Genomic DNA, 19,676 nt, shown 5'->3' with positions numbered 1-19,676 from the left:
CGGCGCGCATTCTCGAGATCTTGGAAGGAAACCGCCCCTCCAGGGGCACTTCGCTTCCAAGGTCTACGGATTTGGCTAGCCTGGCCAGCCCGCGGCTTGGAGAGCGGCGCGAAGTTGGGTGATGATCTCGTCCGGTTTGGCACGGATAGCCCAGGCCGGGAAGCGCAGCAGGCGGTCACCGTCGACCCAGAGCGCGTTCTGGCGACGCATGTCCGCCCACCAGGCCCGCGGATCGAGGTGCTGTCCACCGTCGATGTCGACGTGCACCCCCCACTGCTCGAAGTAGGCGTCCAGGTGCCGACGCCGCCCGGCCGAGTCATGGCGGACCTTCTGCCGCGTCGGTTCGGGTAGTCCGGCGCGACGGATCAGGCCCAGGAAGTCCAGCTCCGCCAACGAGTGCGAGCCCCCTGCGGCGTCCGCAGCCGTGGCCAGGATCAGCTGGCGACGGTGGGCCCGGGGCAGCCGGTTGACGACCTGGTGCAGGTCATCGGCAGCCACAAGCCGTTGTTGGAATGCAGCGGCGATGATCGCCCGCGCCTCCTGATCACCGCTGGCCCACTGGGCTGCATCCACGATCGACCGAGCCGGCAGGGTCCGCCGGGGTTGCCCGACGGCCAGCACATCTCGGTCGGTCAGCGTGACGGTCCGGTGCACCAGCGCACCCGGTGGCAGCGATCCGCGTCGGCAGGCGGCCGGAAGTAGCACGTGCACCGGTCGACCCGGAAATCCCCGGAGCCCTCCAGCCTGTGCCGCGGTCAGACCACCGAGGACCGCCTGCGGACCTGCGGCGAGGATGGCTGCCCACCGGAGCTGACCGGCACTGACCGGCCCGTTGTGAGCGACGAACACGGCTCGGTGCATCTGGCGCCACCTCCCGGTCGCCACACGATGCCGAATGGCCTTGGTCGACAGGTGCCGTCTCGCCTGGTCGAGGCTCAACACGTCCTCTTGGTGGAAGAGCAGCCAGGTCAGCTCGTCCGCGTCATCACCAGGCAGCCGCCGACCCCAGGCAGCCAGGGACGACCCCCTCCGGAGACTCATGACACTCAAGTCTCCCGATCACCGACACCGCACGCTGCCCCTGTGGACAACGGCGAGATCTTGGAGAGAAAGTGCCCTTGGAGGGGCGGATTCCTTCCAAGATCTCGCAGATCCGGTCTACTCCGTGCTGGTGGCGGCCTTGCGCGGGGCGGCCTTCTTGGCCGGGGCCTTCTTCGCCGCAGTGGTGGCCTTCGCCGTCGTGGTCTTCTTCGCAGCTGTGGACTTGCTGGCGGCCGCCGTCTTCTTCGTGGCCGTGGCCTTCTTGGCGGCCGTGGCCTTCTTCGCGGGCGCCTTCTTCGCCGCCGCCTTCTTCCGCGGCGCCGGACCCTTCGCCCGCTTCTCGGCCAGCATCTCGGACGCTTCCTCGAGGCTCAACGCCTCCGGCGTCTGCCCGCGCCGCAGCGACGCGTTGAACTCCCCGTCGGTCACGTACGGGCCGAACCGGCCGTCCTTGATCACCAACGGCTTCTCGGTCGCCGGGTCCACGCCCATCTCGCGCAACGGCGGGGCCGCCGCCCGCCGCCCACGGGTCTTCGGGGCGGCCAGCAGAGCCAGCGCCTCATCCAGACCGACCGTGAACATCTGGTCCTCGGACTCGAGCGAACGGAACTCCTCGCCCCGCTTGACGTACGGGCCGTAGCGGCCGTTGTTGGCGAAGACCTCGACGCCGTCCGGCGCGACACCGATCAGCCGGGGAAGGCTGAGCAGCTTGAGCGCCTCCTCCAGGGTCAGCGAGTCCGGGGTCTGCGTACGCAGCAGCGACGACTTCCGCTCGCCACTGGACACGTACGGGCCGAACCGGCCGGACTTGAGCACGATCGGCTCGCCGGTGGCCGGGTCGTCGCCGAGCTTGCGCTCACCGCTGCCGCCGAGGAACAGCTCGTGCACCTTCTCCGGGGTCAGCTCGTCCGGGGCCAGGCCCTCGGGGATCGGCGCCCGGTCACCCTGGGCACCGCCCTCCTCGCCCTCGGCCGGTGCCGGCTGCTCGCCGCCGGGCAGCTCCCGTTGCAGGTACGGCCCGTACCGGCCGACCCGTACCACGACCTCGCGACCGTCGTCGTCGGTGAAGAGCGGGATGGAGTTGACGCTGCGGGCGTCGATGTCGCTGAGGTTCTCGGTGACCAGCTTCTTGAGCCCGCCGGAACGGGCGATGTCCTGGTCGCCGGCACCGTTGGCGCTGCCGAAGTAGAACGCGGTGAGGAAGTCGACAGCGGCGTGGTCACCGCCGGCGATCTCGTCCAGCTCGTTCTCCATAGTGGCGGTGAAGTCGTAGTCGATCAGGCGCGGGTAGTGCCGCTCCATCAACCCGATCACCGCGAACGCCAGGAAGGTGGGGATCATCGCCTGGCCGCGCTTGGTGACGTACCCCCGGTCCTGGATTGTCTGCATGATCGAGGCGTAGGTGGACGGCCGGCCGATGCCCAGCTCCTCCAGGGCCTTGACCAGCGACGCTTCGGTGTAGCGCGACGGCGGCTGGGTGTGGTGGCCCTGCGCGGCCAGCTCGTCGGCGGTCAGCGGCTGGTCCTTGACCAGGGTGGGCAGCCGACGCTCCGCGTCCTCGGCCTCGGCGTTCTCGTCGTCGCTGGACTCGACGTACGCGCGCAGGAAGCCCGGGTCGGTGATGGTCTTACCGGTCGCGCCGAAGTCGGCTTCCTCCTGGGAGGTAGAGACGGCCCGGATGCGCACCGACACGCTGGAGCCGACCGCGTCGGTCATCTGCGAGGCGATAGTGCGCCGCCAGATCAGCTCGTAGAGCTTGAACTCCTCGGCGGACAGTTCCTTGGCCACCTCGCCCGGGGTACGGAAGTTGTCCCCCGCCGGGCGGATCGCCTCGTGCGCCTCCTGCGCGTTCTTCACCTTGCCGGTGTAGCGGCGCGGCTCCGGCGGAACGCTGCGCTCACCGTAGAGCTCGACGATCTGACGCCGCGCCGCCGAGATGGCGGTCTCCGACAGGTTGACCGAGTCGGTACGCATATAGGTGATGTAGCCGTTCTCGTACAGCCGCTGCGCGGTGCGCATCGTCTGCTGCGAGGACAGGCGCAGCTTGCGGGCCGCCTCCTGCTGGAGGGTCGAGGTGATGAACGGCGCGTACGGGCGACGGCGGTAGGGCTTCTCCTCGACCCGGGTGACGGTGAACGGCCGCCCGTCGAGGCGGGCCGCGAGGCCCCGGGCCCCGCTCTCGTCGAGGTGTACGACGCCAGCACCGGCCTTGACCCGACCGGTGGTGGGCTCGAAGTCCTTACCGGTGGCGATCCGGTCGCCGTTCAGGGCGATCAGGGTGGCGTTGAAGTTTCGCGGACCCTCACCGGCGTTGGCCACGGCGAGGGTGGCCAAGATGTCCCAGTATTCGGCGGTGCGGAAGGCCATCCGCTGCCGCTCGCGCTCGACCACGATCCGGGTCGCCACGGACTGCACCCGGCCGGCCGAGAGCCGCGGCATGACCTTCTTCCACAGCACCGGGGAGACCTCGTAGCCGTAGAGCCGGTCGAGGATCCGGCGCGCCTCCTGGGCGTCGACCAGGTCCCGGTCGATCTCCCGGGGGTTGGCCACCGCCGCCTGGATCGCCGGCTTGGTGATCTCGTGGAAGACCATCCGCTTGACCGGGACCTTGGGCTTGAGCGTCTCGACCAGGTGCCAGGCGATCGCCTCGCCCTCGCGGTCCTCATCCGTCGCCAGGAGGATCTCGTCGACCTCCTTGGCCAGCTTCACCAGCTTGCTGATCTGCTGCTTGCGGTCGGCCGAGACGACGTAGAGCGCGTGGAAGCCGTTGTCGACGTCCACCCCGAGCCGGGCCCAGGGCTCGCCCTTGTACTTGGCCGGCACGTCGGCGGCGTTGCGCGGCAGGTCGCGGACGTGACCGAAGCTGGCCTCCACGACGTACCCCGGGCCGAGGTAGCCCGAGATCGTCTTGGCCTTCGCCGGTGACTCGACGATGACCAGACGGGTGGTTCCAGCGTTGCTCGGCACGTCTCTCCCCGACCTCACTCCTGCTCGTGGCCTGCCGGCGCCCGGACAGCGACCGCTTTCGACCCCGCCGTCGCACCGGCGGTCCGGATGTCCAACGTAACGCGCCGCCCGCGTTTCGGGTTTCGCGGGCCGCAAACCGCTTCGACGCGCTCGGCACTGCCGGACGGCGCCACCGTACACCGTGGGTAGGGCTCGAAGCGGGTCACTGTGACGATGGCGGACCCACGGCCGAGGTCCGACCCGCCCGTTTTCCGCCTGGATCAACCCGCCATCTGTCCGCCACCAGACACCCGCCCCCGCGCCCCACCCGCTGCCCGCGCCCCACCACCCACCCCGTCGATCATGGACTTATGGTGGGCGTTTTGAACCCGGAAGAGCGAAACATCCCCCACCACAACTCCATGATCGACCCGGTGAGGGGTGCGGTGAGGGGAGGGGTGGTGGGGGGAGGGGTGGTGGAGGGAGGGGCGGTGGGGGGTGGGGCGGTGGGGGGTGGGGCGCCTACCAGCTCGGCTAGGCGGGCCAGTCGGCGGCGGCCGGTGATTCGGTACGCCGGGCCGCCCTCGTCTGGACTGAGGAGCTTTCCGGTCAGCCCGGCTGCGGCGAGCGCTACCCCGATCGGCTCCCAACACTGCTGGTCGTCGGCGCCCAGCCGGAGCAGGAAGCAGTCGGGCGGTTCCGGCGTCCCGGCGGCGGCGAGCCACAGCCGCAACCGCCGGCCGGTCAGGTGGAAGGCCGCCGGCGGGCGTTTTGCCGAACCGTGCAGCCAGGCGGCCGCGAGCGGCTTCAAGATCCGGGTGTACGACGTACGAACGGTGTGTCGCTCGCCCTCGGTCGGCTCCCAGCTCGCCGCGAGCCCGCGCGACGCCAACTCGGCGACGAGCACGTGCACCCGCCAGGCAGCGTCCACCTGCACCGAGAGCCGGGCCGTCCCGCCCATCCGGACCACCTCGCCGGGCCCGGCGAGCAGCCCGGCGAGGTCGGCGACGGTCGGTTCGGCCGCGTCCGCACCGAAGAAGACAAGTTGGCGGTCACCCTGGGTCGGGGCGTTCTGGGGCGATTCGTTCTGTGGCGCGCCGCCGCGGCGTCGCACCGGAGTGGGCGTGTCGGGCTCGGGCGCGGGGAACAGCGCCGGGGGCGGCTGCGCCTTCCCGGTGTCACCGAACCCACTCAGCGACACTCCGGCACCTCGTCGAATGCCTGTTTCAACTCCTCGGAGTTGAGCTTGCTGGTGTCCAGCGCGCTGGCGTCGTACTCCTGGTTCAAGGTCTCCACCGCGGCCCGCACGCCGTCATAGAAGACGGTCGGCTCGCCGGTGCTCAGGCCGTCGATGGTGTCCCGGGCGTGGCCGTAGGCGTCCCGCATCTTCCCCAGTGAGCTGCGGAAACCCGCGGAGACGGCCTCGCCGTTGTCGGCCTCGGGGATGCCCGCCTGCTCCACCTTGCGGCGGGCGGCCTCGCTGGCCTGCTCCGCCCCGCCAAAGAGCCGCACCAGGTTCTCCTTGGCCTGCGCCGGCGTGGTCTGCGCGGTCATCTGCTCGTCGGTGCTGCTGGTCAACTTGTTGATCTCGGAGCGCCACGGGGTGAGCGCGCCGCAGACCGAGGCCGCCCAGGCCCGTGGGCTGGGACCTCCGCCGCAGCCGGTCAGGACGACGAGCGTGGCCAGGACCACCGTGAGCTTTCCGGCGGCAGACGTCCGGCACGTACGCATGCGTTGCAGCGTACGGCCTTTGGCCAGGTGTGGCACCGGGCCGGACGGCCGGGGTCCCCGGTCGACGCGGTACGTCGACCGGGGACCCCGGGTCGGTCCTGGGTCAGGCGTTGACCGTCTCCGGACGGTGATCGGCGCTGCCCGCGCCGGTGTTGCCATCAGCGTCCGAGTCGGACATCGCGATGCCCTTGCGCTTGCTGAACAACACCGACGCCACGATGACCAGCGTCGCGACCAGCGCGATGCCGACCCGCAGGCCGACATTGCGGTCGTCGCCGACGCTCCAGGCCACCACGGCGGGCGCGATCAGCAGCGAGACCAGGTTCATCACCTTGATCAGCGGGTTGATCGCCGGGCCGGCGGTGTCCTTGAACGGGTCGCCGACGGTGTCGCCGATGACCGTGGCGGAGTGCGCCTCGGAGCCCTTGCCGCCGTACGCGCCGTCCTCGACCAACTTCTTGGCGTTGTCCCAGGCTCCACCGGAGTTGGACAGGAACACCGCCATCAGGGTGCCGGCACCGATCGCACCGGCCAGGTACGCCGCGAGCGCGCCGGGCCCGAGGCCGAAGCCGACCGCGATCGGCGCCATGATGGCGAGCAGGCCGGGGGTCATCAACTCGCGCTGCGCGTCCCGGGTGCAGATGTCGACGACCTTGCCGTACTCCGGGCGCTGCGTGCCGTCCATGATGCCGGGCAGTTCACGGAACTGCCGACGGACCTCCATCACCACGGCACCAGCCGAACGGGACACCGCGTTGATGGCCAGCCCGGAGAAGAGGAAGACCACCGCCGCACCGATGATCAGGCCGACCAGGTTGCGCGGGTTCGCCACGTTCAGCGAGTTGAGGATCTCGGAGCCGACATCCTGCACACCCGCGCTGGCGTACGCCGTGCTGAGCGTGTCGGTGTACGAGCCGAACAACGCGGTCGCCGCGAGTACCGCCGTGGCGATCGCGATGCCCTTGGTGATCGCCTTGGTGGTGTTGCCGACCGCGTCCAGCTCGGTCAGCGTGCGGGCGCCCTGCTCGTCGATGTCGCCCGACATCTCGGCGATGCCCTGGGCGTTGTCGGAGATCGGCCCGAAGGTGTCCATCGCGACGATCACGCCGACCGTGGTGAGCAGGCCGGTACCGGCCAGCGCCACCGCGAACAGCGACAGCGTGATGGAGCTGCCGCCGAGGAGGAAGGCACCGAAGACGCCGGCGCCGATCAGCAGCGCCGAGTAGACCGCCGACTCCAGACCGATGCTGATACCCGCGAGGATCACGGTCGCCGCGCCGGTCTGCGAGCTCTTGCCGATGTCCTGCACCGGCCGCCGGTTGGTCTCGGTGAAGTAGCCGGTCAGCGCCTGGATCGCGGCGGCCAGCACGATGCCGATCACCACCGCGCCGATGGCCACGATCCGCGGGTCACGGTCGGTGAAGCCGAGGCCGCCGTCCAGCTCGGCGAAGGTCGCCGGCAGGTAGGCGTAGGCGGCGATCGCCACCAGCACCGCGGAGAGCACCGCCGAGAGATAGAACGCCCGGTTGATCGCGGTCAGGCCGTTGCGGTCGGACGCGCGCAGCCGCGTGATGAAGACGCCGACGATCGCGATCAACACGCCGATGGTGGAGATGATCAGCGGGAAGACCAGGCCTTCCTGACCGAAGGCGGCACGGCCGAGGATCAGCGCGGCGACCAGCGTGACCGCGTACGACTCGAACAGGTCGGCGGCCATGCCGGCGCAGTCACCGACGTTGTCGCCCACGTTGTCCGCGATGGTGGCGGCGTTGCGCGGGTCGTCCTCGGGGATGCCCTGCTCGACCTTGCCGACCAGGTCGGCGCCGACGTCGGCGGCCTTGGTGAAGATGCCGCCGCCGACCCGCATGAACATCGCGAGCAGCGCGGCACCGAAGCCGAAGCCCTCCAGCACGGTGGGCGCGTCACCCCGGTAGACGAGGACGACCAGCGCCGCACCGAAGAGGCCGAGGCCGACGGTGAGGAAGCCGACGACGCCGCCGGTCCGGAAGGCGATCTTCATGGCCGCCTCGCGGCCACCGGCTCGCTCCCGTGCGGCGGCGGCTACCCGCAGGTTGGCCCGTGTGGCCAGCCACATGCCCGCCCCGCCGATGAACGCGCTGAACAGGGCGCCCACCACGAAGAAGAGTGAGCGGCCGATCTTCACGGCGAGCTCGTTGCCGTCGGTGTCGTGCACCGGAAGCAGGAAGAGCAGCACCACGGCGACGACGACGAAGATCGCCAGGGTGCGGAATTGACGGAGCAGGTAGGCCGAGGCGCCCTCCTGGACCGCCCCCGAGATCTCCTGCATTTTGTCGGTGCCCTTACCAGCGGCCAGCACCGTTTTTGTCAGGGTGGCCGCGAAACCGAGCGCCACCAGCGCGACAACCGCGGCGATGACGACGTAGGTGACATTGCTTCCGGTAAGGGAAAGCCCGCCGCCGTCTGCGGCCAAGGTCTCGGACATCTGTGTCCTCCTGTTACCGAACAATCGCGCCGGTGAGTGGAGACGCACTGACCGACGCCTGGATGCGGACTCGCAAGCGCGCGCCAACCCACCAGCGGACCAGCGATGACCACCCATACCCGCTGGCTGCGCGATGGGTCACTTGCTGACAACCCGGGTACTGTAGCCCTCCGCAGTGTTGGAGGTCACACCCAGGTGGCACCGTGTCGCGATGATCTTCGTCGCTGTGTTATGAAACGGAATCTGATATAGGGCCCGATCCATGCACAGAAGGCCGCATCCCCAGCAGGGGACGCGGCCTACGCAACGGAACTGGTCAGCGGCCGACCGGCCACACCATCCGCACCTCGGTGCCGATGCCCTCATCGACCGGGCGCACCTGAAGGTCCTCGACGAAACCGGCGAGCAGCGCGAAGCCGACACCGGTGGTCAGCGCTTCATCGGTCAGCGACTCGTTGGCCAGCTCGTCCGGCGGCAGCGCGGTCAGGCCGATGCCCGCCTCGATCGGCGCCCGGTCCACCACCCGCACGGCGTACGAACCACCGTCGGACATCTCCACCAGCACCGGATCGGCCAGGCCGTACTGCCGGTGCAGGGCCACCGCGCGCGTGCACGCCTCACCGATGGCCAGGCGCACCTCGTCCAGCAGGTCCTCCCGGACCCCGGCCCGCCGGGCGACGGCGACGCCGACCAGGCGGGCGGTGCGCACGTGCACCGGGGCGGGCGAAAACGAGAGCTTGACTGTCGCCATCACGCGCCGGCGCCCGCCGAGTCGGCGCTGATCGCCGCGTCGACAGTCGGGTGCAGCGGAAACACCTGGTCCAGAGCGGTGATCCGGAAGATCTTGAGCAGGGGCTCCTTGTCGCAGACCAGAGCGAACGAACCACCCGCCGGACGGAGCCGCTTGAGCGCGCCGACCAGCACGCCCAGCCCGGTGGAGTCGAGGAAATCCACCCGACCGAGGTCGACCACCACGTGACGAGCACCACCGTCGATCAGTTCGAAGAGTCGTTCGCGGAGCCGGGGCGCGGTGTAGACGTCCACCTCACCACCGACCTCGAGCACCGTGTGCTCGCCCACGGTGCGGGTCGTCAGCGACAGCTCCATCGGTCCTCCTCGCCAGAGCCGTAAACTCTCGTGGGCATCTAACCACTACCGCCGCGGCGGCCTGCGGACGCCAGCGGAGGCTTCCCCTTACCCCGGTGTCCGACTTTTCATCTCCGAACACCAGTGCGAGAGTGCAGGGCGTGACCTCCAACGACTTCAGTTCCGCGCGCCACCTGCCGCGCCACGACCTGGAGTCGTCGTCCGCGGCCACCGTATCCGCTGGTCGCAGCCCCGGGCCAGCGCCGGCCGACCTGCTGCGCCGGCTACGCGCCCGGGGTGCCGCCGACCCGGTCACCCACGTCGAACGGGTGCCGGCCCGCACCGGGGTGCCCGCGCCGTGGCCGTCGTGGGCACCGGCGGAGTTGCGCGCGGCGTTCACCCGGCGCGGCGTGATCGCGCCGTGGCGGCACCAGGCCGAGGCGGCCCACCTGGCGTACGAGGGCCAGCACGTGGTCGTCGCCACCGGCACCGCGTCCGGCAAGTCACTGGCGTACCAGCTGCCGGCCCTGGCCACCCTGCTCGCCGACCCCCGGGCCACCGTGCTCTACCTGGCCCCGACCAAGGCGCTCGCCGCGGACCAGGTGCGCGCCGTCGCCGGGCTGGAACTGGAGGGGGTACGCCCCGCCTGCTACGACGGGGACACTCCGCGCGCCGAGCGGGAGTGGATCCGCCGGCACTCCCGGTTCGTGCTGACCAACCCCGACATGCTGCACCACGGCATCCTGCCCGGGCACGCCCAGTGGTCCGGCTTCCTGCGCCGACTCGCGTACGTGGTGATCGACGAGTGCCACACCTACCGCGGGGTGTTCGGCTCACACGTCGCGCACGTGCTGCGTCGGCTGCGCCGGCAGTGCGCCCGGTTCGGGGCCACCCCGGTGTTCGTGCTCGCCTCGGCCACCTCCGGCGACCCGGCCACCGCCGCCGGGCGGCTGACCGGCCTGCCGGTGACGGCGGTCACCGAGGACGCCTCCCCCCGCGGTGGGGTGACCTTCGCGCTCTGGGAACCGCCGCTGCTGCCACCCGACTCGGACTCTTCCCCACCGGCACCCCGCGACAGTTCCGCTCCCCTGGCACCGACCGGTTCCCCTCCCCCGACGCCGGGGGACGGTTTCCCTTCCCCGGCACCCTCGCAGTCGACGGGGGACCACGACGACCTCCGGCAGGTCCGCCGGTCGGCGCTGCGCGAGACCGCGGACCTGCTCGCCGACACGGTCGCCGAGGGGGTACGCACCCTCGCGTTCGTCCGTTCCCGCAAGGGCGCCGAGGTCGTGGCCGCCAACGCGCGGCGCGCGCTGGACGACGCGGTGCCGGGGCTCGGCGACCGGGTGGCCGCCTACCGGGGCGGCTACCTGCGGGAGGAGCGGCGCGAGCTGGAACGGGCGCTGCTGCACGGCGACCTGCTCGGCCTGGCCTCGACCAACGCGCTGGAACTGGGTGTGGACCTGGTCGGCCTCGACGCGGTGCTGATCTGCGGCTACCCGGGCACCCGGGCGTCGCTGTGGCAGCAGGCGGGCCGGGCCGGGCGTTCCGGGCAGGAGGCCCTCGCGGTGCTGGTGGCCCGGGACGATCCCCTGGACACCTACCTGGTGCACCACCCGGAGGCGATCTTCGGTGCGCCGGTGGAGGCGACGGTGCTCGACCCGGCCAACCCGTACGTGCTGGCACCGCAGCTCGCCTGCGCCGCCGTGGAGGCACCGCTCACCCCGGCCGACCTGGCGCTCTTCGGTGAAGGGGCGAAGGAGGCGGTCGACGAGTTGGTCGCGGCGGGGGCGCTGCGGCAACGGCCCACCGGCTGGTACTGGCGGCACCGGGAACGGCCCGAGGTGGACCTGCGCGGCGAGGGAGGGGCCCCGGTCGCCGTGGTGGAGGCGTCCACCGGCCGGTTGCTCGGCACTGTCGACGGCGGCTCCTCGCACTTCCTGCTGCACCCCGGCGCGGTCTACCTGCACCAGGGCGTCTCGTACGTGGTCGACCAACTGGACCTCGCCGACGGCTGCGCGTTGGTGCACGCCGAGGAACCGGACTGGTCCACCCACGCCCGCGACGTCACCGACCTGTCCGTGGTGTCGGTGCGCTCCTACGTGGACGCCGGGCCGGTCGGAATGTTCCTCGGTGAGGTGGATGTGACCAGCCAGGTGGTGTCGTATCAGCGGCGGCGGATCGCCACCGGCGAGGTGATCGACACCCGACCGCTCGACCTGCCCACCCGGGAGCTGCGCACGGTGGCGGTCTGGTTCACCCTGTCGCCGCAGTCGTTGACCCTCGCCGGGGTCCAGACGGCCGACGTGCCGGGTGCGCTGCACGCCGCCGAACACGCCGCGATCGGACTGCTGCCGCTGATGGCCACCTGCGACCGGTGGGACATCGGTGGGCTCTCCACCGCTCTGCACCCGGACACCGAGGCCCCGACCGTCTTCGTCTACGACGGGCATCCGGGTGGCGCCGGGTTCGCCGAACGGGCGTACCGGACGGCGGCGGCGTGGTTGCGGGCCACCCGGGACGCGATCGCGGAGTGCGGCTGCGAGACCGGCTGCCCATCCTGCGTGCAGTCACCGAAATGCGGCAACGGGAACAACCCCCTCTCCAAGCCGGGCGCGGTCCGCGTACTCGATGTGGTGCTGGCGAACCTGCCGGACTGAGCGTCTTGCATGAACGGGCCTGGCACGGGGCACAATGATGTGGGAGCGCTTCCATCGATGCCTTTGTTGCTGATCGCCCCCCGTGCCCGAGGAGAAGCTGTGGCCGACACCATCGCCGAGACCGTCGACCTGCTCTACACCATCGACCAGGACAATCTCACCCTCGACCAGCAGATCGCGCTGGGGTCGGCACTGGCCGCCCTGGCCCAGGCGGAACGGCTGGAACAGATCAACGAGCGGCTCCGCGGCATCCACCAGGTGCTCAACACCTGGGCGCTGCGGGCCGCGACCTCCACCGACACCCGCTGACATCTGCTGGAGTGATCCTGCTAGGGCACCAGTGATCACTCCGCGCTGGGTAGTCGTCCAATGGCCTCGACGGCTACCCAGCACCAACCGATCATGGATGGCGGGGAGCGCGACGGTCGTTGGGCTGTGCGAGACTCCGGCGCACCAACCCCCAGAGGAGTTCGCATGCAGCTCGACAACTTGCAGGGCCAGCACCAGTTCCACATCCGTCAGCGACTGCGCATGATGGTCAACCAGTACGAGGTCCGGGCGGTCGCCCCGGACGGCACCGAGGGTGAGTTGCTGGCGTTCGCGCAGCAGAAGCGGCTCGCCTTCAAGGAGCAGGTGACCATCTACACAGATGACTCCAAGCAGCAGCCGCTGCTCGGTTTCAAGGCCCGCCAGCGCCTCGACCTCGGTGCCACGTACGACGTCACCGACGCGGCCGGCAACCCCATCGGCCTGTTCCGCAAGGACTTCGCCCAGTCGCTGCTGCGGTCCACCTGGCACGTCGAGCAGGCCGGCCTGCCGCAGGTGACGGGCCAGGAGCGAAGCATGCCGGTGGCGTTGCTTCGTCGATTCGTCGACTCGCTGTCCTGGCTGCCGTACCACTTCGACTTCACCGCCGGCGGTCAGCCCGTCTTCTCCGTGGTCAAGAAGTGGGGCCTGCGCGACAAGTACATCGTCGAGGTGCAGAACCCGCAGATCGACCGCCGCCTGGTCATCGCGATGGCCGTCGCCCTCGACGCGCTCCAGAGCCGCTGACACACCCGACGTCACCCGTTGCCGTTGGCCGGGGCCTGGGCTCTGCTGCCCGCGCCCCGGCGCGGCACGCTGTCGTCCCCGGCCTGGCGTGCTGTCGTCCCCGGGCCGCCGGCGTGCTGTCGTCCCCGGCCTGGCGTGCTGTCGTCCCCGGCCCGGCACGGGTTCGAGGCCGAGTGCGGCTGGCTCGACGTCATCGTTCCTCTCCTAGGCTTCCCGTCATGGCCTCTGGGCTCGCGAGTCTCTCCGCACGGCAGCTGGCCCTGTTGGGTCGGTGGCTTCCCGGCGCCAAGGTGGAGAGGGACCACAGCTGGGGCCTGGTGCAGACGACGGTCCTGGAAATGACGCACGCCGGGTCACGATTCATCGTCAAGGCCGGCGGCGACGATGACCATCACGTCGAACGCGAACTGCGCGCCCACCTCAACTGGCTGAGCCCGTGGACCAGGCTGGGCCGCGCGCCGACCCTGGAGCATGGCGACGCGGCGGCGAAGCTTCTCGTCACGAGATACCTGCCGGGTGAACTGGTGCTCGGCAGCGAACACGCGAACGTTCCCGGGACCTTCCGGCAGGCCGGCGAACTCCTCGCGCTTCTCCACGCACAGACCCGCACCGTGGACGACGACTACGAGAAGCGGGAGAACGGGAAGTCGCTCACCTGGCTGGGCGAAGCGCACCGAATCGCTTCGAGCACGGTGGACCGGCTGCGCGCCGAGATAACCAGTTGGCCCACGCCGGCAGCCCTGCTCGTGCCGACTCACGGCGACTGGCAGCCCCGGAACTGGCTCGCCCACAACGGCACCGTCGGCATCATCGACTTCAGTCGCGCGGCGATGCGCCCCGCCTACACGGACTTCACCCGGCTGTCGGCCCTGGACTTCCGCCGCGACCCGGGGCTTGAGAGCGCGTTCCTCGACGGGTACGGCGCCGATCCGCGCCAGACGCCCGCCTGGCACCGCAGCCGAGTCCGCGAGGCGATCGCCACCGCAGCCTGGGCGTACCGGGTGGGTGACGAGCCGTTCGAGGCCCACGGGCACCGAATGATCGCCGACGTTCTCGCTTCGTCGTAGCGCCCACCAAGCCGACCACTCAGCCACGCACCGGGCCGGCACGGGGCAGCTCAGCCACGCACCGGGCCGGCACGGGCCGCTCAGCCACGCACCGGGCCGGCACGGGCCGTCGACGCGGCGACCCTGGTCAGGCCCGGCAGTGGCGTGATCGTCACCTCGGCGGTCACGAGCAGGTCCAGCCCGTCGAGCCGACAGCCGACCAGACGCCCACCGTTGCGAACGGCAATGTCTCCGGCGGACGCGCAGGCCGCCGGTTCGCCGTCGAGCGCCTTGGCGGCCCCGGCCAACGCGCCCAGGTCGGCCGCTACCGCCGCCCGCTGAGCCGCCATCGCAGCCCCGGCGACAGCCGCGCCGAACGTGCCCACCAGCACGAACACCAGCCCCACCGCCAGCAGGATGACGGTCGCCCCACCTCGCTCGGTGTCCTGCCGGCTGCCGTCCGGGTGCACGGCGTCTGATCGGTGACTGGTGCGAGGCGACCGGGCCTCAGGTCCCGGCTTCACGGCGTCCCCAGCCCGATGCGGGGTTCGAGTGCCGCGACGGCGGTGGCGACCACGGTGATCCGAGGCAGTCGACCGCCCAGCGTACGCACGGGTGCCCGTACCGTCGCCCGCACGCGACCCCCGTCGATCAGCACTGACACCTCCGCGCCCGGCGGCGTCGCGTACCCACCATCGCCGTTGTCCGCCTCGTCCCGGGCAGCGGCCAGCGCCGCCTCCCTGGCCGCGTGCAGGCAACTCGCCCTGGTGCTGACGGCGTTGACCGCGGTCAGACCGACGAGCAGGAGGAGAAGCAGCGCCGGCAGGCCGGCCGCCAACTCGGCGGTGAAGGACCCGCGCTCTGCGCCGGCACGGAGTGCCCTCCCCCCGCCGGATGCCCGAAGGGCGTTCCGCCCGGCACCGGAGACCTGGCCGATGAGACGGAACCTCCGCCTGCCGCCCGATCGACGCTCGGCGACCTCAGACCTCGGGACGCGGCCGGCCTGCCGGCGCCCGATCACTTCAGTGCCCGGTCGATGACGGCGGTCAGCGCCGACTGGACGTTGCCGGAGGTCAGCACCTTCAGCAGGATCCCGGCGAAAGCGACCGCGGCGAGCGTGCCGACGGCGTACTCGGCCGTGTTCATTCCGGCATCGCCACGCAGGCGTGCGATGAGTTTGCGCATGACTGTTTCCCTTCTCGATGGGTCAGAGCACATCGCCGAGCACGGCGACGATCACCGGCACCAGGCCGGCGAGAATGAACGCCGGCAGGAAGCAGAGCCCCAGCGGCAGGACGATGAGCACACCCGCCCGGCGGGCCGATGCCTCGGCAGCGGTGGCCCGGTCGGCGCGCAGATCGTCGGCGAGCCGGGTCAGCGCACCGGCCAGGGCGGCGCCACTGTTGGCCGAGCGCAACGCCGCCGCAGTGAGGCGCTCCGCGCCGGGCACCCCGTCCAACGCGGACCAGGCCTCGGCTGGGCCCCCGCCGAGCAGCAGAGTGCGACCGACCCGGGCCAACCGGCCGGCGAGCGGCCCGTCCAGCGCCTCGGCGACGGCCAGCACCGAGCGGTCCACCGGAGCGCCCGCCCGCATCGCCGCGCCCAGCAGGTCGGCGGCGAGCGGCAGGTCGGCGGCCTCCTGTTGCCGCCGCTTGCGTACGGCGGGCGGCTCGATCCGCCGCAGGAGGACATCGAGCAGGATCGCGGCGGGCAGAGCGCCGAGCAGCCCGAGCCAGCCCTCGACGACGATCGCCACGGCAAGCCCGCCCAGCGCCGCCACGAGCCGGATCATGTCCGGCCGCCGCCGACTGGTCGAGCGGGGCCGGCTCGCTGAGCTGCCTCGGCCGGCTGAGTCGCGTTGGCGCAGTGTGCTGAGCTGGCTCGGCGAGCTGGGCTGGCCGGCCGGGCCCCGGGCCGTCATGCGGCTCGCCCCGGTGCCGCGCCTAACCGTTCTGCCCAGAGCAGGCCGACGACCTGCAAGGCCACCGCGACAACCGCGCTGACTCCGCCGACGGTGCTGTGCAGGAGCACCGCCATCGGGTCGACGCCGATGCCGTACCCGAGCCCGATCCCACCGACCGGCAGCGCCGCCAGTAGCCAGGCAGTGGCGCGGGCACCAGCAGCCTGGGCTGCCGCTGCGGCCAGACCCCGGTCGGTCGCCCGCGCGTCCGCCTCGATCCGCTCGACGAGCTCCGCCAGCGGCGCGCCGGTCCGATCGGCCAGCCGCACCGCCGCCGAGGTCAGCTGACGTAGGCGGCCCTCCCCGTCACGCTCGACGGCCGCCACCTCGAGAGTGTGTGGAACGGACATCCCGGCCCGTAGGTCCGCCGCGAGGCCGCAGAGCTGGTCCAGCCCACGTCGCCGGTCCCGTTCGGCGCTCCGGTTCGCGCGCCACCGCAGCACGCCGCGCACGGCCAGCGTGCCGTACGCGGCCATCGCGACCGCCGCCACCGGGCCGCCGACCACGGCACCCACCCCGCCTCCGAGCAGACCGACCAGCGGCAGCACCCGGGGCATCGATCGCGGGACGCGCACCGACGGCGGCGTATCCGTCGTGCTGTCGGTCGGGTCGACGCGCCGTTGGTCACGGCAGTCGTCGGTGGCGCACTCGTCGAACACCGCCACACCGGACGCGTCGCCCCGACCGCCAGCGCCCAGGTCGCCGTGCCCATCGGCGGTCGCCGGGGCGCAGACATCGTGTCGACCGCCCCCGTCCACACGGCCGGCACCGATCGTGGCCGTGGCCGCCAACTCGCCGAGCCGTTGTTCCGCATCGAGCAGGGTGGTGGCGTCCGCCGGCCGGACGATGCCGGCCGGCCGGCGGGAATCCCGACGGGCCGGCGGGCGCGTCGGACCCTCCGGACGGGTGAACCCGCCTGCCGTTCCCAGCCACTTCGGGCGGCGGCTGACGTCCCGGTCGGGCCAGCCGAGCGCCGTCCGCGTTCCGTGGGCACCCGCTGCTGGTTCATAGGCGACGCCGACCGGATGACCCGACGTCGCGGCGGTGCCGTCGACCGGCCCGTCCGGCGGACGACCGAGTTCCCTGATCCACTGCACCAGGGCGTCATCGGGATCGACACCGCCGCTCGTCCGTGCCGGCGTCAGCACGCGACGTCGACGGGCCCGAATGCTGCGTACCGGCCATGCCACCAGCGCGGCGGCGGCCAGGAGCAGCGCCGCCACCAGCGTCGCCTCGCCGGTCATGCCGGACCCGCCGATCCGGGCCACGGCTCGCTGAGGATGGGCGGCACCGCCACCCCACGTTCGCGCAGCAATGCCCCGAGGGCACGGGCCGCGAGCCCGAGCCCACTGCCGCGCACCCAGGCGGGCACCACTGTCACCATCCGTTCGGGCCCCTCGGGCAGCAGCAGGCAGACCGACTCCAGGACGCGGCCCTGGTCGCCACGTCGTACCTGGAACAGCACCTGCAACGCGGCTGCCACCTGGGCGTGCAGTGCGGCGCGAGGCAGCCCACCCAACATGCCCAGGGCCTCCAACCGGGCCGGCACGTCCGACGGTGTGTTGGCGTGCAGCGTGCCGGCACCCCCGTCGTGGCCGGTGTTGAGCGCGGCCAGCAGGTCGACCACCTCACCGCCCCGGCACTCCCCGACCACCAGCCGGTCGGGGCGCATCCGCAGCGCCTGCCGGACCAGGTCCGCCAGGCTGACCACGCCCGTGCCCTCCACATTGGCGGTACGTGCCTGGAGCCCCACCACGTGCGGGTGCCCCGGACGCAGTTCGGCGGCGTCCTCCACCAGCACGATCCGTTCGGTAGCCGGCACCATCCCCAGCAGGGTGTTGAGCAAAGTCGTCTTGCCTGACCCCGTGCCACCGGTCACCAGGTACGCCAGCCGGGCCTCGACGACGGCGGCGAGCAGTGGTGCCAGCGGTCGCGGCACAGTGCCCTGGCGCACCAGCTCGTCGAGGGTGAACGGCCGATGCCGGAAGGTCCGCAGGGACAGGTAGGGACCTTCGGTCGCCACCGGCGGCAGCACGGCGTGTAGTCGGGTGCCGTCGGGAAGCCGCGCGTCCGCGTATGGGGAGCCGTCGTCGAGCCGCCGCCCCGCGCTGGCGATCAGCCGCTGCGCCAACCGGCGGACGTCCTCCGCCGAGCCCACCGGCACAGCGACCTGGTGCAGCCCCGACCCGCGGTCGACCCAGACGCGAGCTCCGTTGACGAGGACGTCGGTGACCTCCGGGTCGGCGAGCAGCGGCGCCAACGGCCCGGCACCGACGAGGTCGTCGCGCACCCGGTCGGCGATCCGCAGCATGGCCGTGTCACCGAGCACTGCGGCGGTGGGCTCGGCCCGTACCGCGGAGACGATCGCCGCCCCGGTGACCGGGGTGGTGGCGGCGGCGATCCGCTGCCGTACCCGGGCGGCGAGGGTGCCGTCCTCCGGCCGGCCGGTCATGCCGCACCCGTGGCCGGCACGCCGGTCAGGTCGGTGACGATCCGTTGGCAGAGTGCGGCCAGTGGGCCCTTGCCCCCGGCGGCCGGTGCCTCGCCCCGCTCCAGCCCACGGCAGAGCCCCGGCTCGGGGCGCAGCGTGCCGGCCAGGGGCAGGCCGAGCGCGCGTGCCACCTCGGTCGCCCGCAGCCGCCCCGGCGCAGGCCCACGCACCACCACCGAGAGCGCAGCGCAGTGCGGGGCGGCGGCGGCCACCACCCGAGTGGCCGCCGCGGTGGCGCGCAACTCGGCCGGCACGACGACGAACGCCTGGTCGGCCGCCTGCAGCGCCACCACGGCCGCGTCGTCCAACTGTCGGGGCAGGTCGACCACCACGAAGTCGCGCCCACGCCGGGCCGCGTCGACGGTCGCCGCCATCGCCGTCGCGGGCAACGGCAACATCTCGCCGCGGTCCCAGGAGAGGACCACCAGATCACCCCGGCTGGGCAGGGCCTGCACCAGCGCCGGAGCGTCCACCCGCCCGTCGGCGCTGGTGAGCGACGGCCAGCGCAGGCCTTCCAACTGCTCCCAGCCGAGCACGAGGTCGAGGCCACCACCGAGCGGGTCGGCGTCGACCAGGAGAGTGCGCAGCCGGGCCCGGGCGGCGGTCACCGCGAGACCACCGGCGAGCACACTCGCGCCCGCACCGCCGCGACCGCCGACGACCGCGACGACCCGGGCGCCCACGCCGGCCGGACGGTCCGGATCATGTTCGGCGAACCGATCCACCAGCCACGGCTCCGCGGCCGGCAGCGTGGCGACGTGCTCGGCCCCGATCAGCTCGGCGACCTGCCAGCCGGGGTCGAGCTGACCGGCCCGGCCGAACAGCACCAGCCGGGGCCGCTGCGGCAACCGGGCGCGCAGACACGCCTGCGCCTGATCGGCACCCAGCAGCACCAGGGGCGCGGAAAGCCAACGGGTACGGGCGGCCGCCGGGTCACGGGCGAGCTCCACCTCGGTCCCGCCGACGGCGGCGAGCCGGAGCACATCATCGAGCAGATCGTCGTCGCCGGTGACGACCAGCGGGAGCCGGCGGATCGGTGGAACCGGGGTACGGGGTGGCATCGCGGCCTCCAGCGGTCGGGCTCTGGTATGCCGCCGACCCTGCTCGGAATCCGCCCCACGGGTCGCTCCGATGTCGTCGCCTGTGGACAACCTGGTGGGCTGTGGAAAACGCCCGCCGAGACAGTTGATCTGCTACG

The 19,676-nt window shown here is 71.9% G+C and carries 18 protein-coding genes; 4 read left to right on the top strand and 14 right to left on the bottom strand.

Translation table 11 applies throughout. From position 1 onward, the window contains the following. Positions 1-75: 75 nt before the first annotated feature. From EV382_RS27440 to EV382_RS27410, 7 genes are all read right to left on the bottom strand, one after another. Positions 76-861, bottom strand: coding sequence for a PDDEXK family nuclease (locus tag EV382_RS27440; RefSeq protein ID WP_244236831.1), 786 nt, complete (start codon positions 859-861; stop codon positions 76-78). Between the two features lie 297 nt (positions 862-1,158). Next, entirely contained in the window at positions 1,159-4,008 is a 2,850-nt protein-coding gene (topA, locus tag EV382_RS27435; RefSeq protein ID WP_130406532.1) for a type I DNA topoisomerase, read from the bottom strand. 340 nt (positions 4,009-4,348) lie between these two features. Next, the gene (locus EV382_RS27430) at positions 4,349-5,188 is read right to left on the bottom strand and encodes a hypothetical protein (protein ID WP_244236830.1); all 840 of its coding nucleotides are present in this window, start codon (positions 5,186-5,188) and stop codon (positions 4,349-4,351) included. Further along, positions 5,179-5,718 carry a hypothetical protein gene (locus tag EV382_RS27425; protein WP_130406530.1) on the bottom strand — a complete coding sequence of 180 codons (540 nt, stop codon included), beginning with the start codon at positions 5,716-5,718 and terminating at the stop codon, positions 5,179-5,181. The genes EV382_RS27430 and EV382_RS27425 overlap by 10 nt, the downstream gene beginning before the upstream one ends. 103 nt (positions 5,719-5,821) lie before the next feature. Next, positions 5,822-8,182 (bottom strand): sodium-translocating pyrophosphatase, encoded by a 2,361-nt coding sequence (locus EV382_RS27420; protein WP_130406528.1) that lies wholly within the window; start codon positions 8,180-8,182, stop codon positions 5,822-5,824. A 316-nt stretch (positions 8,183-8,498) separates the two neighbouring features. Next, positions 8,499-8,936: an ATP-binding protein gene (locus EV382_RS27415; RefSeq protein ID WP_030334228.1), complete on the bottom strand. Its 438-nt coding sequence runs from the start codon at positions 8,934-8,936 to the stop codon at positions 8,499-8,501. Continuing rightward, positions 8,933-9,289 (bottom strand): STAS domain-containing protein, encoded by a 357-nt coding sequence (locus EV382_RS27410; protein ID WP_130406526.1) that lies wholly within the window; start codon positions 9,287-9,289, stop codon positions 8,933-8,935. The genes EV382_RS27415 and EV382_RS27410 overlap by 4 nt, the downstream gene beginning before the upstream one ends. A 173-nt stretch (positions 9,290-9,462) precedes the next feature. Here EV382_RS27410 and EV382_RS27405 point away from each other — a divergent pair, with 173 nt between their 5' ends. The 4 genes from EV382_RS27405 (at position 9,463) to EV382_RS27390 (ending at position 14,048) form a co-directional block, all read left to right on the top strand. After that, positions 9,463-11,928, top strand: a complete 2,466-nt coding sequence (locus EV382_RS27405) for a DEAD/DEAH box helicase (RefSeq protein ID WP_425272005.1) — start codon at positions 9,463-9,465, stop codon at positions 11,926-11,928. 99 nt (positions 11,929-12,027) lie between these two features. After that, positions 12,028-12,237 carry a hypothetical protein gene (locus EV382_RS27400; RefSeq protein WP_130406524.1) on the top strand — a complete coding sequence of 70 codons (210 nt, stop codon included), beginning with the start codon at positions 12,028-12,030 and terminating at the stop codon, positions 12,235-12,237. 165 nt (positions 12,238-12,402) lie between these two features. Next, positions 12,403-12,981 carry an LURP-one-related family protein gene (locus EV382_RS27395; protein WP_130406522.1) on the top strand — a complete coding sequence of 193 codons (579 nt, stop codon included), beginning with the start codon at positions 12,403-12,405 and terminating at the stop codon, positions 12,979-12,981. Positions 12,982-13,199: 218 nt separating this feature from the next. Then, positions 13,200-14,048, top strand: a complete 849-nt coding sequence (locus tag EV382_RS27390) for a phosphotransferase (RefSeq protein WP_130406520.1) — start codon at positions 13,200-13,202, stop codon at positions 14,046-14,048. 80 nt (positions 14,049-14,128) lie between these two features. On the opposite strand, the gene EV382_RS27385 is transcribed toward EV382_RS27390, so the two are convergent. The 7 genes from EV382_RS27385 to ssd all read right to left on the bottom strand — a co-directional run bounded on the left by EV382_RS27385 (position 14,129) and on the right by ssd (position 19,539). Further along, positions 14,129-14,497 carry an Rv3654c family TadE-like protein gene (locus EV382_RS27385; protein WP_244236829.1) on the bottom strand — a complete coding sequence of 123 codons (369 nt, stop codon included), beginning with the start codon at positions 14,495-14,497 and terminating at the stop codon, positions 14,129-14,131. 50 nt (positions 14,498-14,547) lie between these two features. Next, positions 14,548-14,865, bottom strand: a complete 318-nt coding sequence (locus EV382_RS27380; protein ID WP_165435872.1) for a TadE family type IV pilus minor pilin — start codon at positions 14,863-14,865, stop codon at positions 14,548-14,550. 179 nt (positions 14,866-15,044) lie between these two features. Further along, the gene (locus tag EV382_RS27375) at positions 15,045-15,212 is read right to left on the bottom strand and encodes a DUF4244 domain-containing protein (protein WP_081883916.1); all 168 of its coding nucleotides are present in this window, start codon (positions 15,210-15,212) and stop codon (positions 15,045-15,047) included. 22 nt (positions 15,213-15,234) lie between these two features. Then, complete coding sequence (locus EV382_RS27370) at positions 15,235-15,819, bottom strand: type II secretion system F family protein (protein ID WP_244236828.1); 585 nt, start codon at positions 15,817-15,819, stop codon at positions 15,235-15,237. A 125-nt stretch (positions 15,820-15,944) separates the two neighbouring features. Further along, a complete protein-coding gene (locus tag EV382_RS33620; RefSeq protein ID WP_244236827.1) occupies positions 15,945-17,255 on the bottom strand; it encodes a hypothetical protein in 1,311 nt (436 codons plus the stop codon). Continuing rightward, positions 17,228-18,439 carry a TadA family conjugal transfer-associated ATPase gene (locus EV382_RS27360; RefSeq protein WP_130406513.1) on the bottom strand — a complete coding sequence of 404 codons (1,212 nt, stop codon included), beginning with the start codon at positions 18,437-18,439 and terminating at the stop codon, positions 17,228-17,230. Before EV382_RS27360 ends, EV382_RS33620 begins: the two co-directional genes overlap by 28 nt. Further along, on the bottom strand, positions 18,436-19,539 hold the full coding sequence (gene ssd, locus EV382_RS27355) for a septum site-determining protein Ssd (RefSeq protein WP_130406511.1): 1,104 nt from the start codon (positions 19,537-19,539) through the stop codon (positions 18,436-18,438). Before ssd ends, EV382_RS27360 begins: the two co-directional genes overlap by 4 nt. Between the last annotated feature and the right edge of the window lie 137 nt (positions 19,540-19,676).

Origin of the sequence: Micromonospora violae (genome assembly GCF_004217135.1) — a bacterium.
Taxonomy (GTDB): Bacteria; Actinomycetota; Actinomycetes; order Mycobacteriales; family Micromonosporaceae; genus Micromonospora; species Micromonospora violae.
Note: the sequence above shows the minus strand (reverse complement) of the source record. Positions and strands in the feature narration are given on the sequence as shown.

What these genes read in the sequence shown, in the direction of transcription:
- EV382_RS27420 (WP_130406528.1), bottom strand. Translation starts at nt 8,182, where the DNA reads ATGTCCGAGACCTTGGCCGCAGACGGCGGCGGGCTTTCCCTTACCGGA.
- EV382_RS27425 (WP_130406530.1), bottom strand. Translation starts at nt 5,718, where the DNA reads ATGCGTACGTGCCGGACGTCTGCCGCCGGAAAGCTCACGGTGGTCCTG.
- EV382_RS27440 (WP_244236831.1), bottom strand. Translation starts at nt 861, where the DNA reads ATGCACCGAGCCGTGTTCGTCGCTCACAACGGGCCGGTCAGTGCCGGT.
- EV382_RS27410 (WP_130406526.1), bottom strand. Translation starts at nt 9,289, where the DNA reads ATGGAGCTGTCGCTGACGACCCGCACCGTGGGCGAGCACACGGTGCTC.
- EV382_RS27390 (WP_130406520.1), top strand. Translation starts at nt 13,200, where the DNA reads ATGGCCTCTGGGCTCGCGAGTCTCTCCGCACGGCAGCTGGCCCTGTTG.
- EV382_RS27395 (WP_130406522.1), top strand. Translation starts at nt 12,403, where the DNA reads ATGCAGCTCGACAACTTGCAGGGCCAGCACCAGTTCCACATCCGTCAG.
- EV382_RS27370 (WP_244236828.1), bottom strand. Translation starts at nt 15,819, where the DNA reads ATGATCCGGCTCGTGGCGGCGCTGGGCGGGCTTGCCGTGGCGATCGTC.
- ssd (WP_130406511.1), bottom strand. Translation starts at nt 19,539, where the DNA reads ATGCCACCCCGTACCCCGGTTCCACCGATCCGCCGGCTCCCGCTGGTC.
- EV382_RS27375 (WP_081883916.1), bottom strand. Translation starts at nt 15,212, where the DNA reads ATGCGCAAACTCATCGCACGCCTGCGTGGCGATGCCGGAATGAACACG.
- EV382_RS27360 (WP_130406513.1), bottom strand. Translation starts at nt 18,439, where the DNA reads ATGACCGGCCGGCCGGAGGACGGCACCCTCGCCGCCCGGGTACGGCAG.